Annotated in this window: 13 protein-coding genes; 1 reads left to right on the top strand and 12 read right to left on the bottom strand. The window is 69.7% G+C overall.

Annotated features, from left to right (window positions below; genetic code table 11):
• Nucleotides 1-126 precede the first annotated feature (126 nt).
• From AAFN86_RS14570 to AAFN86_RS14545, 6 genes are all read right to left on the bottom strand, one after another.
• The gene (locus AAFN86_RS14570; protein ID WP_347544078.1) at nucleotides 127-1743 is read right to left on the bottom strand and encodes an acyl-CoA dehydrogenase; all 1617 of its coding nucleotides are present in this window, start codon (nucleotides 1741-1743) and stop codon (nucleotides 127-129) included.
• Nucleotides 1740-2903, bottom strand: coding sequence for an FAD-dependent oxidoreductase (locus AAFN86_RS14565; protein ID WP_347544077.1), 1164 nt, complete (start codon nucleotides 2901-2903; stop codon nucleotides 1740-1742). Before AAFN86_RS14565 ends, AAFN86_RS14570 begins: the two co-directional genes overlap by 4 nt.
• Before the next feature lie 9 nt (nucleotides 2904-2912).
• Nucleotides 2913-3770 (bottom strand): aldose epimerase, encoded by an 858-nt coding sequence (locus AAFN86_RS14560; protein WP_347544076.1) that lies wholly within the window; start codon nucleotides 3768-3770, stop codon nucleotides 2913-2915.
• Between the two features lies 1 nt (nucleotide 3771).
• On the bottom strand, nucleotides 3772-4614 hold the full coding sequence (locus AAFN86_RS14555) for an NAD(P)-dependent oxidoreductase (RefSeq protein WP_347544075.1): 843 nt from the start codon (nucleotides 4612-4614) through the stop codon (nucleotides 3772-3774).
• A gap of 214 nt (nucleotides 4615-4828) precedes the next feature.
• A complete protein-coding gene (locus AAFN86_RS14550) occupies nucleotides 4829-5713 on the bottom strand; it encodes a dihydrodipicolinate synthase family protein (protein ID WP_347544074.1) in 885 nt (294 codons plus the stop codon).
• Entirely contained in the window at nucleotides 5710-6423 is a 714-nt protein-coding gene (locus AAFN86_RS14545) for a GntR family transcriptional regulator (protein WP_347544073.1), read from the bottom strand. The genes AAFN86_RS14550 and AAFN86_RS14545 overlap by 4 nt, the downstream gene beginning before the upstream one ends.
• 64 nt (nucleotides 6424-6487) lie before the next feature.
• Between AAFN86_RS14545 and araD the strand changes: the two genes are divergently transcribed.
• Nucleotides 6488-8215, top strand: a complete 1728-nt coding sequence (gene araD, locus AAFN86_RS14540; protein WP_347544072.1) for an L-arabinonate dehydratase — start codon at nucleotides 6488-6490, stop codon at nucleotides 8213-8215.
• A 52-nt stretch (nucleotides 8216-8267) separates the two neighbouring features.
• On the opposite strand, the gene AAFN86_RS14535 is transcribed toward araD, so the two are convergent.
• From AAFN86_RS14535 to trxB, 6 genes are all read right to left on the bottom strand, one after another.
• On the bottom strand, nucleotides 8268-9239 hold the full coding sequence (locus AAFN86_RS14535) for a tripartite tricarboxylate transporter substrate binding protein (RefSeq protein WP_347544071.1): 972 nt from the start codon (nucleotides 9237-9239) through the stop codon (nucleotides 8268-8270).
• 209 nt (nucleotides 9240-9448) lie between these two features.
• Nucleotides 9449-10438, bottom strand: coding sequence for a tripartite tricarboxylate transporter substrate binding protein (locus AAFN86_RS14530; RefSeq protein ID WP_347544070.1), 990 nt, complete (start codon nucleotides 10436-10438; stop codon nucleotides 9449-9451).
• Between the two features lie 138 nt (nucleotides 10439-10576).
• Nucleotides 10577-11131 carry a DNA-3-methyladenine glycosylase I gene (locus AAFN86_RS14525; protein ID WP_347544069.1) on the bottom strand — a complete coding sequence of 185 codons (555 nt, stop codon included), beginning with the start codon at nucleotides 11129-11131 and terminating at the stop codon, nucleotides 10577-10579.
• Nucleotides 11132-11174: 43 nt separating this feature from the next.
• Nucleotides 11175-11366, bottom strand: coding sequence for a hypothetical protein (locus AAFN86_RS14520; RefSeq protein WP_347544068.1), 192 nt, complete (start codon nucleotides 11364-11366; stop codon nucleotides 11175-11177).
• 646 nt (nucleotides 11367-12012) lie between these two features.
• Complete coding sequence (locus AAFN86_RS14515) at nucleotides 12013-12903, bottom strand: LysR family transcriptional regulator (RefSeq protein WP_347544067.1); 891 nt, start codon at nucleotides 12901-12903, stop codon at nucleotides 12013-12015.
• The gene (gene trxB, locus AAFN86_RS14510; RefSeq protein ID WP_347544066.1) at nucleotides 12903-13877 is read right to left on the bottom strand and encodes a thioredoxin-disulfide reductase; all 975 of its coding nucleotides are present in this window, start codon (nucleotides 13875-13877) and stop codon (nucleotides 12903-12905) included. The genes AAFN86_RS14515 and trxB overlap by 1 nt, the downstream gene beginning before the upstream one ends.
• Between the last annotated feature and the right edge of the window lie 7 nt (nucleotides 13878-13884).

Here is a 13884-nt window from a genome sequence, read left to right as displayed (position 1 = left end):
CCTCCACGCCAAGTCAAGGTTTCCAAAGGCCTTAAGCCTTTGGTGGGGGAGGTCCGGAGGGGGCAAAGCCCTCTCCGGTTCCGCCGCTCCCCATCGGTCGCGCCCACCGGGACACCCGCCGCGCCCTCACGCCGCCAGCGCCCCTTCGATCTCCGCGATGCGCCCGGCACACCGCGGCAGCAGCCGGCGCAGGTAGAAATCCGCCACCGCGCCATAGGCCGCCGCATCCTCGGCCGCCGCGCGCGCCAGCATCCAGCCGCCGAGCAGCCAACCGGCGGCCTCCAGATAGGCGACGGCGACGGATTGCGCGGCGTCGGCGTCGCGCGCCTGCGCGCCCAGCACGACGGCCGTCGCCGCGTCCAACCGCTCCGCCGCCGCGCGCAGCCTTGCGTCGGGCGTGCGCTTCACCTCGTCCAGCAGGGCGCGCATCTCGGCGCCGTCGTCCTTCGCCACCTTGCGCACCAGCAGGTCGATCGCCTGGATGCCGTTGGTGCCTTCGTAGATCGGAGCGATGCGGGCGTCGCGCAGCATGCGGGCGGCGCCCGTCTCCTCGATGAAGCCCATGCCGCCATGGACCTGCACGCCGGTCGAGGCGGTCTCGACGCCGCGATCGGTGCACCAGGCCTTGAGGATCGGCGTCAGCAGCGCCTGTCGCGCCAGCGCGCCGGCATCGCCGAGCAGCGCGTGGCGATCGACGCAGATCGCGGTCTCCAACGCCAGCAGGCGGCCCGCCAGGGTGATGGCGCGCATCTCCGTCAGCATGCGCGCGACGTCGGGATGCTCGGCGATGACGCGGCCGGACTGCACGCGCTCTGCGGCGAAGGCCTCGGCGAGGCGCAGCGCACCGGCGCCGTGTGCGACACCCTGCGTGCCGACGCCCAGGCGCGCATTGTTCATCATCGCGAACATCGCGTTCAGGCCGCGATGGGGCTCGCCGACCATCTCGGCCTCCGCACCCTCGAACAGCATGATGCAGGTGGGGGATCCGTGGATGCCGAGCTTGTGCTCGATGCCGCCGCAGCGCAGGCCGTTGCGGCTGCCGTCTTCCTTCACCTTGGTGGCGACGAACAGGGAGATGCCGCGCGACCCCGGCGGCGCGTCAGGCAGGCGGGCCAGCACGAGGTAGACGATGTTGTCGGTGCAGTCGTGCTCGCCCCAGGTGATGAAGATCTTCTGGCCGTGCAGGGCATACTTGCCGTTGCCGAGCGGCTCGGCGCGGGTGCGCAGCACGCCGAGGTCGCTGCCGGCATTGGGCTCGGTCAGGCACATGGCACCCGTCCATTCGCCGCTGACCATCTTGGGCAGCCAGCGCGCGGCCTGATCCGGCGTCGCGTAGTGCACCAGGCAGTCGATCGCGCCCGCCGTCAGCAGCGGGCCGAGCATGAAGGACGTATCGGCCGCCATGCCCAATTCGGTCATAGCGATCCACAGCGCGGCGGGCAGGCCCTGGCCGCCATGCGCCTCGGGGGCCGAGAGCGACTGCCAGCCGCCTTCCACCCATTTCGCATAGGCCGCCGGGTAGGTCGGCGGCGTGGTGACGACGCCATTGGCATAGACCGCGCCGGCACGGTCAGCGGCCAGCGCATCGGGCTGCAGCACCTCGGTGCAGAAGCGGTCGGCCTCGGTGACGATCTGGGCGATGTCGTCGGCCGTCAATGCGGCGCCGGCCTTCGCGGTCAAGGCGGGCAGCCCGACCACGCGGGTCAGGCCGAAGATCAGGTCGGTTGCGGCGGTCGAGGTCATGCGGAAACGCCTTCCAGGGCGGCGAGCAGGCCGGGGGCGGGCGCTGCCTGTCCAGCGGCCCAGGGGGTGAGGGCGGGCAGCAGTGCCGGGTTCGATGCGGCGGTGGCCAGTGCCAGGCCCAGCAGCGGGCCGAACTTGAAGCCATGGCCGGTGAAGCCGGACATCACCAGGCAGCGCGGCGAGAGCGGTTCGATGACGAAGCGCTCGGCATCCTCGACGTCATAGTAACAGGCGCGCGCGCCGAGGATGCGGTAGCCCGCCATGTCGCGCAGGCGCGGGCGGGCGAAGGCGAGGATCTCCTCGGCCTCGGCGGCCGTTGCGTCGCGTGGGTCGGCCTCGGCATCGCCGCTGCGGGAGAAGCGATGGTCGCCGATCTTCAGCGGCGTGTCGGCAACCGGCGGCACGGCGTAGAAGCCGCCATCCTCCGCGAGGTCGAGCAGCATGGGCGCACGCGTCCAGGTCTCGCGATGCTGCGCCGGCGGTTCGAGCAGCACGAGGACCTGGCGGGATGCGACGACGCGCGGGGCGAGCGCGGCCGGCAGCAGGCGCGGCGCCCAGGGGCCGGCGGCGATCACCAGCAGATCGGCGCTGCGCTCGCTGCCATCGTTCAGCCGCAGCGTTGCGCGTGCCGGATCAACCGCGGCCGCGCGGGCGCGTTCGATGACGACGCCGCGCGCCGTGCAGGCCCGCGCCAGCCCGGCAACGATGCGATCCGCCAGCAGCACCCCGCCGGCTTCCATGTGGAAAGCAGCGCCGATGCCCGCTTCGGTAAAGATCGGGAAGCGCGCGGCGACCTGCTCGGCGGTCAGGTCGGTGACGGCGTGGCCGTCGCCGGCCAAAGTCGCGCGGCTTTCGCCGAGCCAGCCCTTCGTGCCGCCTGACACGGCGAGCACGCCGGTCGGGATGTGCAGCACCTCGCCCAACTCCCGCCACAGCATGTCCCAGGCGGCATAGGCCGGGTCGACCATGCGCATGTAGCCGGCCTGGCCGCCGTAGGCGTGGCGGATCAGCCGATGGCGGTCGACCGAGGCGCCGCGCGGGTTCGGCACCTCGTCCTGTTCGACGATGCGGACGGCGAAGCCCTGCCGCGCCAGGCCCCAGGCGGCGGAGAGCCCCATGATGCCGGCGCCGAGGATGAGCGCGGTGCGGGAGGATGACATGTCGCCATCCTATGCCGCGCCTTTGGGCAGGTGTGAACCTTCCGCGGTCAGGGTGATGATGCCGGTCAGGCTCTCGCCCGGTGCGAGCACCTGCATCGGCCCCAAACGGGCCAGATCCGGCCGGTTCAGCGCATCCGTCATATGCGAGGAAGGTTCGACGCACAGCACCGGACGGTCTCGGGGTGCATAGACCTGCAGGGCGTTGGCCAGGGCACCGGTCGCGGCCATGTGCAGCGTCAGGCCCGGCCAGGCGATCATCACCGCGCCATCCCAGCCGGGAAAATGGGTATCGAGGCCGAGGAACGCCTCCTCGCCGCCATCCAGCCCCGTGCTCGGCTCGGCGGCGATGGGCAGGCCGCGCGCATCATGGGTGCAGCGATGCGTGGCGCGGAAAGACAGCGTCGTGCCGGGCGGGCGGCGGAACCAGGGATGCCAGCCGGCGCCGAAGGGCGTCGGCATGTCCCCGCCGCCCGTCACCGTGAGGTCGAGCGACAACCCGGCGGGGCCGAGCGCGACGACGAGTCGCGTCGTGTAGTGATAGGGCGCGACATCCACCGCCTGCGTCAGTACGGCGCGATCGGGTGCGGCGGTCTCGACCACCCAGGGCCAGTCGCGTGACAGGCCATGGATCGCATGGCCTTCCTGCGGCCGATTGATCGGCAGGCGATGCGGCCCGAGCCGCCCGCCATCCAGCCGGTTCGCCCAGGGGATCATCCAGAAGGCGCCGAAGGGACCGCCAAGGCGCGATCCTTCGGGCACCGGCACCAGGATGTCCTGGCCACCGAAGCGCAGCGCCGTCATGCCGGCGCCGTCGTCCGGCACGAGGTCGGCGGACCAATCGCCCGACGAGAGATGCAGCGGCGCCATCTTAGTCCTCGAGTGACCAGGCGTCGCGCGGGGAGGGTTTCGTCCGCGAATACTCGATCGCGGTATAGCCACCCCCCTGGTAGCGCTCGGTCACCGGGTCGGCCGTGATGTGGCCGACCTCGGCGCGGAACGGCTCGGCGGAATCCTGCGGCGCCCAGCCGATGCGGTCGCGGTGGTCCTTGCCCCAATACGAAGCGGGGTTGTCGGAACACGCCCAGATCACCGCATGGCCCGCGCGTACGGCCAGCACGCAGCGTTCGGCGAGCCGCGTCAGGTCATCGAAGGACAGCCAGGTGGACAGCATCCGCCGGTCGATCGGCTTGGGGAAGCAGGACCCGATGCGCAGGTTGACGTTCTCGACCCCGTGCTTGTCCCAGTACATCCGGCCCATCAATTCGCCATAGGCCTTGGAGAGGCCGTAATAGCCGTCAGGGCGGAAGGCGCAGTCGTAGTCGAGCCGCTCCGCATTGCCGCTGGGTCGTTCGTGGAAGCCGATCGAGTGGTTGGAACTGGCGAAGATGACGCGTGCCCCTTCGCGCCGCGCCGCCTCATAGACGTGATACAGGCCGCGCAGGTTGGGGCCGAGGACTTCCTCGAAGGGACGTTCCACCGACACGCCGCCGAAATGCAGGATGGCCGCGCAGCCTTCGGCCTGGCGCAGCAGCGCGACGCCATCGTTGATGTCGGCCTTCACGAAGGTTGCGCCCGCGGGCAGCGGGTCCGGGAAGGGCGCGATGTCGGTCAGGCGCAGCGTCCAGCCCTTCTCGGCCAGCGCCTTGGCGAGGTGCCGGCCGAGATTGCCGGAAGCGCCGGTGAGCAGGACAGGCTTGGTCGGGGCAGTCATGGAAGCGGGCTCCGTTGCGGTTGGCGTGTGCGCGTAGGTGATGGGCGGGGGGGGGGGGGGGGGGGGGGGGGGGGGGGGGGGGGGGGGGGGGGGGGGGGGGGGGGGGCGTCGCCCCTCCCCGGACCCCACCCCACCAAAGGCCGGTGGGCCTTTGGAAACCGTCACCTGGGGCTGGGCCCACGGGCGGTGCGTTCGTGTCTCGGGGGGCGCCTCGTCACGACCGCCAACCCGCCAGCAATTCCCGAAGCCGCGCCAGTGATTCGGGTGCGACGGGCCAGGCGGCCGGCGGGCGCGCGGCGCCGACGTCATGACCCGTCAGCGCGAGCGCGGCCTTCACGATGGAGACATTGGCGCCGTTCTGTTCCTCGGCACGCAGCACTTCGAAGGGACCGATTTCGGCGATGCGCGCATTGGCGGCGGCGAAATCCCCTGCGCGCAATGCGGACAGGATGGCGACGGAACGCTCCGGCGCGATGTTGATCAGCCCCGAGGTGAAACCCTGCGCACCCAGCGCCGTCATCGGCGGCGCCCAGGGTTCGGCAAGACCACAGACGAAGCGGATCGTCGGCGCGGCGCGGATGGCACGCGCCAGCGCCATCAAATCCACGCTCGCCCATTTCACCGCGACCACGCCCGGAACAGCCGTCAGCGCGGCGATCGCCGCGTCGCCGATGCCGGCATTGCGCAGATACAGCACCACCGGCAGGCCGGCAGCATCGCCGACGCGGCGGATATACTCGGCGACGCCGCGCGGGCTGACGAAGGGGTCGGGCGGCTGATGGACCATCACCGCATCCACGCCATCCGCCTTGGCGCGTGCAGCAAGGCGCACCGCCTCGTTCACGGATCGCCCGATGCCGGCAACGACCTTGGCACGGCCGGCAATGATGGCCGGTACCTCGGCCTGCATGCGCTCGGCTTCGGCGAAGGTCAGGCCATAGAATTCGGATGTATTGCCATTGACCGTCAGCGCATCGACGCCGGCTGCCGCACAACGTTCGACGATGGGCGCAAGACGCGCAGGCGCGATCGCGTCATGCCCGTCGAGCGGCGTGACGAGAATGCCGGAGATGCCCGTCAGGGCCTGTTCCAATGTCATGGCGCGCGGCCCTTTCGTGGTGGTGGCGGCAGGACGCCGTTGGTGACGAGCGATCGCAGGATGTGCTGGCGCATGCGCGCCTCGGCCAAGGCCGGATCGCGCTTCTTCAGCGCGGCGACGATGCTGCGGTGCTCGGCCAGCGCCTTGGGCAGGTCGCGCGGCGTGCTGCCCACGGCGCGATGCCGGCCGAGATTGTCATAGGCGCGCAGCGAGCCCAGCGAGCGCATCAGGAACAAATTGCCCGTCGCACGATGGATCAGGGCGTGGAATTCCTCGTTGGCCTCGTCGAGGGCGTCGGTGTCCCGCGCCTCGGTGCCTGCCTGCATGCGCTTCACGATCGCGGCCAGCGTGGCGACCGAGGCCGCATCCATCCGTTCCGCCGCCAGCGCCGTGGCCACGCCTTCGAGGGCGGCGCGGATGCGGCCGAGTTCGCCAAGCTGGGCGGGGCCAACCTCCGCCACCACCGTGCCGCGGCGGGGCAGGGTGACGACCATCCCATCCTGTTCGAGCCGGCGCAGTGCCTCGCGCACCGGCTGGGCGGAGATGCCGAGTTCGACGGCGAGGCTGCGTTCCGAGATCTTCCGCCCCGCCGGCAGCATGCCCTGCACGATGGATTCGCGCAGGCGGCGATAGGCGCGCTCACCAAGGGAGAGCGTGTCCTCCTCGGCGAGTGGTACGATCCTCCCGCGGGCTGTCTTCGCAGCGGCCATGGACAACTGCCATAGCAGTTGGCAGCCTTCCGCGGAAGCCAAGCCGTCGCCAGGAGGAAAACCCATGACCCGCAAGCGCCCCGAGGAATTGCGCAGCCACCGCTGGTTCGGCGTGGATGACCTGCGCGCCTTCGGCCACCGGTCGCGCATGCTCCAGGCCGGCTATTCCGAGGCCGATTTCCGCGGCAAGCCGGTGATCGGCATCATTAACACCTGGTCGGAACTGTCCCCCTGCCACTTCCATTTCCGCACCCGGGCGGAGGAGGTGAAGCGCGGCGTCTGGCAGGCCGGCGGCTTCCCGGTGGAACTGCCCGCGCATCCCGTCACCGAGCAGTACCAGAAGCCGACTTCCATGCTGTATCGCAACATGCTGGCGATGGAGACGGAGGAACTCGCGCGCAGTCATCCCTGCGATGGCCTCGTGCTGCTGGGCGGCTGCGACAAGACGCCGCCGGGGCTGATGATGGGGGCGATCTCGTCGGGCCTGCCGTCCATCATGGTGCCGGCCGGCCCGATGCTGCGCGGCAATTGGCGCGGCAAGACGCTGGGGTCAGGTTCCGATGTGTGGAAGTACCATGCTGAATTGCGCGCGGGGAACATCACGCCGGCGCAGTGGAAGGACATGGAAGGCGGCATCGCCCGTTCATTCGGCACCTGCATGACCGCCGGCACGGCCGCGACGATGATGCTGGCGGTGGAAGCGCTGGGCTTCACATTGCCCGGTGCGTCGTCCATCCCCGCCGCCGATTCCGGGCATCCGCGCATGGCGACGGAATCCGGCAAGCGCATCGTCGAGATGGTGTGGGAAGACGCGACGCCGCAATCGCTGATCACCGAGGGCAGCGTCGACAATGCTGTCACCGCGGCAATGGCCTTCGGCGGTTCGACCAATGCGATCCCGCATCTGATCGCCATGGCGCGGCGCGCCGGCGTGATGCTGGACCTCGAACGCTTCGACGCGCTGTCGCGGCGCGTGCCGCTGGTGGCGAACCTTCGCCCCAATGCGGGCGAATACCTGATGGAGGATTTCTTCTACGCCGGAGGCGCGCGTGCCTTCCTCAACCGCATTCGCGATTTCCTCGACCTGTCCGCGCGCACCGTCACCGGCAGGACGATGGGCGAGAACATCGAAGGCGCCGAAGTCTTCGACGACAAGATCATCCTGCCAATCGACAAGCCCTTGCAGGAGGAAGGCGGGCTTGCCGTGCTGAAGGGGTCGCTCGCGCCCAATGGCGCGGTCATCAAGACCAGCGCGGCCGAGCAACGCCTGCTGCAGCACACGGGTCCCGCCGTGGTGTTCGAGAACTACGCGGACCTGAAGAAGCGACTGGACGATCCCGATCTGGACGTCACCGCGGATTCTGTCCTGGTGCTGAAGCAGGCCGGGCCGCAGGGCGGGCCGGGCATGCCGGAATGGGGGATGCTGCCGCTGCCGCAGAAGCTGCTCAAGCAGGGCGTGCGCGACATGGTGCGGCTGTCCGATGCGCGCATGTCCGGCACGTCGTATGGCACCTGCGTGCTGCACGTGGCACCGGAAAGCCATGTCGGCGGGCCGCTGGCCTTCGTGCAGGATGGCGACCTGATCAGGCTGGATGTCGCGAACCGCCGGCTCGACCTGCTGGTGGATGATGCCGAGATGGAACGCCGTCGCGCCGCCTGGACGCCGCCGGCCCGACGCTACGGGCGTGGCTGGACGTCGTTGTATCTCGACACTGTCACCCAGGCGGATGAGGGGTGCGACATGAAGTTCCTGGAAGGCACGCAGCCGACGCCGGAGCCGGACATCTACTGAGGCCCATGCCAGTCTGATGCGCCGGAGGGGCCGGGCCCCTCCGCGCCCGGCATCAATCCACCCGCGCGCCCGACGCGCGGATCAGCGGCGCGAAGGCCGCCTCGTTCGCCGCACGGAAATCCGCCATCTCCTCGGGCGTCGTGTACCAGGGCGTCGCACCGTTCTCACGGAAGCGCGTCGCGAGGTCCGGGCTTTCCAGCGCCTGCTTGGTCAGCGCGTTGATGCGCTCCACCATCGGCCGCGGCATCCCCGCCGGGCCCATCACGCCGCCCCAGGAGGTGATCTCGAAGCCCGGCAGGAATTCCGCCATGGTCGGGATCTCGGGCGCCATTGGGCTGCGCGTGCTGCCGGTGACCGCCAGCGCTCGCACCTGCCCGGCGCGTGCTTCGGCCAGGCTTTGCGGGATGTTGTCGAAGATCATGTGCACGCGCCCGCCGATCAGGTCGACATGCGCCGGCGCGCCGCCGCGATAGGGCACATGCAGGATGTCGAGCCCGGCGAGGTGCTTGAACATCTCCCCCGACAGATGGACCGTCGTGCCCGATCCGGACGACGCATAGGCGTACTTCCCCGGATTGGCGCGCAGCAGCGCGATCAGCTCGGGCACGGTTTGGGCGGGTACGTCGTTGTTCACCACCAGCAGGTTCGGCAACTGCCACAGGCCGGAGATGAAGGTGAAGTCCCGGCGCACGTCGAAGGGCAGCCGCGCATACAGCGTCGGCGCAATGGACAGCGAGGAAACCGAGGCGAGCCCGATCGTGGTGCCATCGGCCGGAGCGCGGGCGATGGCCTCGGTCCCGACATTGCCGGCGCTCCCGGATCGGTTCTCGACGACGAATTGCTGGCCGGTGAGCTCGCTCATCTTCTGGCACCAGATGCGCGAGAGGATGTCGGTGCCCCCGCCTGGCGGAAAGATGCCGATGAAGCGGACCGGGCCGCTCGGCCAGGCGGGCTGGCCGAGCGCCGGTGCGGCAAGGGCGGCGCCGGCCGCCGCGAGCACGGCGCGGCGTGATGCTGTCGTCATTGGATGTCTCCTGGCTCCCTGTCGGCTCTGCTGGCCTGATGCGCCATCGGACGATGCGGCATCGTGGCGCGTCAAGGGCCGCCATGCGCGGCCGATGCCATCGGATCATCGAAGGGCGGGGGGCGGACCTGCGGCTGGCCTCGCTTCGGCGGATGGCCGGCGGGCCGCATTCGCGGCCTCGGCCCGCGTAAGACATCGGGCCGTTGGCCTCATTCCACCACGGCGCCGGAGGCGCGGATGAGCGGGGCGAAGCGGGCCTCGTTCTCACGCCGGAAATCGGCAAGGTCCTCGGGCCCGACCCACCACGCCGACGCGCCGCCTTCCTCATAGCGCCGGCGCACCTCCGGGCTTTCGACCGCCTGGCGACCGAGTTCGGCCATGCGCGCGACCATGCGCGGCGCGATGCCGGCCGGCCCGATGACGCTGCCCCAGGAGGTGATCTCGTAGCCGGGGATGAATTCGCCGATCGTCGGCACCTCGGGCGCCTGCGGGCTGCGGGCGGCGCCGGTCACGCCCAGCGCGCGCACCTTGCCGTCGCGCGTCAGGCGCAGCGCCTCGGGGATGTTGCCGAAGATCATGTCGAGCCGACCGCCCAGCAGGTCTGTATAGGCCGGGGCGCCGCCGCGATAGGGCACGTGCAGGATGTTCACCCCGGCCATCTGCTTCAACATCTCCCCGGCGATGTGCAGCGTGGTGCCCGCCCCGGAACTGCCGAAGGTGTAGCGACCCGGGTCCTGGCGGCACAGCGCGACCAGCTCCGGGATGGTTTGCGCCGGCAGGTCCGGGCGCACCACCAGCAGGTTGGGCAACTGCCACAGCCCGCAGACATAGGTGAAGTCCCGCATCACATCGAAGGGGAGGTGGCGGTACAGCGTCGGCGCGATCGACAGGGAGGAGACCGAGCCAAGCCCGATCGTGGTGCCATCGGCCACGGATCGCGCGATCGCCTCGGTGCCGACATTGCCGCCCGAGCCGGAGCGGTTCTCGACCACGAAGGACTGGCCGGTGATGTCGGTCATCCGCTGGCACCAGATGCGCGACAGCTGGTCGGTCGAGGCGCCGGGGGGGAAGATGCCGATGAAGCGGACCGGGGCGGCGGGCCAGGCTGCCTGCGCGACAGCCGGCGCGGCCAGTGCTGCGGTGCCGGCAGCAAGGAGGGCGCGGCGCGTCGTCGCCGCGCCATGGCGGGTCTGGTACATCGGTGTCCTCCCATCCGCCCGTGCCGGGCTTGCGACCATGGCAGACGACCGGCGCAGCCCGCGTCAAGCATTGTCTCGGCGAGCATGCGCGCCGGCCTGCGCCACAGATTGCCCGCCGCCTGCGCGGATCACGCCGGATCAGCCGACGCGGCGGAAGCATCCGGCGCTGTGGTCGTTGACGATGCCGACAGCCTGCAGCCACGCCTGCACGATGGTCGGCCCGACGAATTTGAAGCCGCGGCGCTTGAGGTCCTTCGAGACGCGTTCGGCGAGCTCGGCCGAGACCGCCTGGGTCGTGCCGCCGCCGTCCAACACCTGCCCGCCGGTGAAGGACCAGCAGTAGTCGGCGAAGCTTTCGCCGCGCGCGTGCATCTCGCAGAAGATCTGGGCTCCGCGGATGGTCGCCTCGATCTTGGCGCGCGACCGGATGATGCCGGCATCGGCGAGCAGGCGGAGAATGTCGGCCTCGGTGAAACGGGCGACCTTGTGCGGGTCGAAGCCGGCGAAGCCGGCGCGGAATGCATCCCGCTTGCGCAGCACGGTGATCCAGGCGAGGCCGGCCTGGAAGCCTTCCAGCATCAGGCATTCCCACAGCGCGCGCGGGTCGCGTTCGGGCACGCCCCATTCGGTGTCGTGATAGGCGCGTTCCAGCGGGTCTTTCTCGGCCCAGCGGCAGCGTTCGTGGTCGGTCATGGCGGGGCTCCGCGGCAGGGGCCGATGGGATTCGGCGGCGACGTCAGGTCGGACGGAAGCGCGCGGCGATGCGCGCCAGGCGCACGAACAGGATGCCGTAGCGGCGCGGCCGTGTCGTAGTCCCGATCCGTTGAGGCGTCAGGTATCGTGCCGCTTCCTCGATCACGGTGACGGGCAGGGCGGGATAACGGCCCCACAGGGCGTCGCGCATTGCCTGGAGGGCGGGGTCGCTCACCGGGGTCTGATCGCAGGTGAGGCGAAGCCGACGCATCGTCTCCTCGTCCAGCCAGGGGGGTGGGGGTGCGACCTCGCGGGGCATGGGTGGGACCATGAGGTAGGATTTGGAACAAAGCAAGAACTCGAACGGCACCGCGGCGCTGTGGCCTGATTTCGCCCATGCCGCCAGGGTGGACTGCCACGCATGGCAAGGGATCTGGGGCGTCAGAAGTGGCCTGGAACAGCGTCCGGTGGGAGCCCGTCAGTTGGGATAGATAGGCAAGAATGATGCCAAAAGACACCACTCCGCGTTGTCCAGGCGGCGGAAGGCGTGTCGGAATGGGTGAGTGTCGCCACCCGTAGTGCACGTTGCAATTGCATGACCCTGCGTTGCACAAGCCGCGCGGCATGTTCGGCAATCGCCCCGCGACACCATCAGGCCCAAAAAGAAAGGCCCGCAACCCCTGGGGGGAGCGGGCCTAGTCAACAGGGAGGCTTCACGTCTGGGAGACGAGGGATCCAGAGGACCCCTTCCGACCTAGTCGCCGGATGACCAAAACCTAATCCCGAAATCGACATGCGTGATTCTCGATATGCACCACCCGGGTATGCCCCAAATGCATGCCTTGCGCTCACCATTGTGTGATGCGCGTGACAGACCCGCGTCAGCCTCCTGTATTGACCAATTCCGACATCAGAAAGTCCCGGAACACCGCCACCCGCTTCGAATGGCGCATCTCCTCCGGATAAACGAAGAATGCCTCGATCCGTGGCGCCTTCACATCGGGCAGCACCTGGACCAGGTCATCCAACTGGGTGATGTAGTCCGGCAGCGCCGCCAGCCCCAGGCCGCTGCGCACCGCCTCCAGCATCCCCGGCAGGGAATTGATCTCGATTGCCGCGCGGCGTGGCGCGCCGGACCGCCGCCCGGCCTCGGCCAGCCAGTTGATGTTGTCGATCGGCGGGCGGTAGTCGCCATAGACGATCAGCCGATGCGCATCGAGATCCTCGACCCGCTGCGGGATCCCCGTCGTCTTCAAATAGCCAGGCGACCCGCACACCTTCCAGCCGAAGGTCGCGATGTGCCGCTGGATCAGGTCCGGCTGCCGCGGCGGATGCATGCGGATGGCGACATCCGCTTCCCGCATCGCCAGGTCGAGGTCGGAATCGTCCAGCAGCAGCGTCACACTGATCTCGGGATGCAAATCCAGCAGCCGGCGCAGCCGCGGCGCCAGCCAGGAACTGCCGAAGCCCGTCGTCGTCGTCACCTTCAGCCGGCCCGCCGGGCGTTCCCGGCTTTCGGTCAGCAGCGCCTCGGTCATCGCCAGCTTGGCGAAGACCTCCCGCACCGTGCGGTTCAGCGTCTCCCCCTGCTCGGTCAGGATCAGCCCGCGCGCATGGCGGTGGAACAGCGGCACCGTCAGCGCTTCCTCCAGCGCCTGGATCTGCCGCGACACGGCGGATTGGCTGAGGTTCAGCGTCTCCCCCGCATGGGTGAAGGACCCCGCCTCGGCAACGGCGTGGAAGACGCGGAGCTTGTCCCAGTCGATCGGCATCAGGCGGCCGCTTGCTCGGTCTCGGCATCCGCCGCGGCGAGGAACTTCTCCGCCTCCAGCGCCGCCATGCAGCCGGTGCCGGCGGCGGTCACCGCCTGCCGGTAGATCCTGTCCTGCACGTCCCCGGCGGCAAACACGCCGGGGATCGAGGTCCGTGTCGTGCCCGGCCGCGTCACGATGTAGCCCTCCGCATCCATCTCCACCTGGTCCTGGAACAGAGCCGTCGCCGGCGCGTGCCCGATGGCGACGAAGACGCCATCCACCTTCAGTTCGCGGCCTTCGCCCGTGCGCGCATCGCGCAGCGCCAAGCCGCGGGCGACCGGCACGCGGCCCGAATCGTCGGCCAGCACCGCCTCGGTCACCGTGTCCCACAGCACCGTGATGTTCGGCTTTGCGAACAGCCGCTGCTGGAGAATCTTCTCCGACCGCAGGCTGTCGCGGCGATGGATCAGCGTGACGTGGCGGGCGAGGTTGGACAGGTACAGCGCTTCCTCCGTCGCCGAATTGCCGCCGCCGATCACCGCGACATCCTTGCCGCGATAGAAGAACCCGTCGCAGGTCGCACAGGCGGAAACGCCGAAGCCGCCAAGTTCCTTCTCACCGGGAATGCCAAGCCAGCGCGCCTGGGCGCCGGTGGCGATGACCACAGAATCGGCCTCGAACACACCGCCCGAATCGGCGGTGGCGCGGAATGGCCGGCGCGACAGGTCGATCGCCGTGACGATGTCGAACAGCACCTTGGCACCGACATGCTCGGCCTGCTTCTGCATCTGGTCCATCAGCCAGGGGCCCTGGATGGCCTCGGCGAAGCCCGGGTAGTTCTCGACATCCGTCGTGATGGTCAGCTGCCCGCCAGGCTGCAGCCCGGCCACCACAAGCGGCGCAAGGCCTGCTCGCGCGGCATAGATCGCCGCCGTATACCCCGCCGGGCCGGCGCCGATGATCAGAAGGCGGGTGCGATGAATCTCGGCCACGGCAGGC

It is taken from the genome of Roseomonas sp. CAU 1739, from assembly GCF_039839775.1.
In the GTDB taxonomy this organism is placed as follows: domain Bacteria; phylum Pseudomonadota; class Alphaproteobacteria; order Acetobacterales; family Acetobacteraceae; genus Neoroseomonas.
This window is presented reverse-complemented; position numbering and strand designations above follow the sequence as displayed.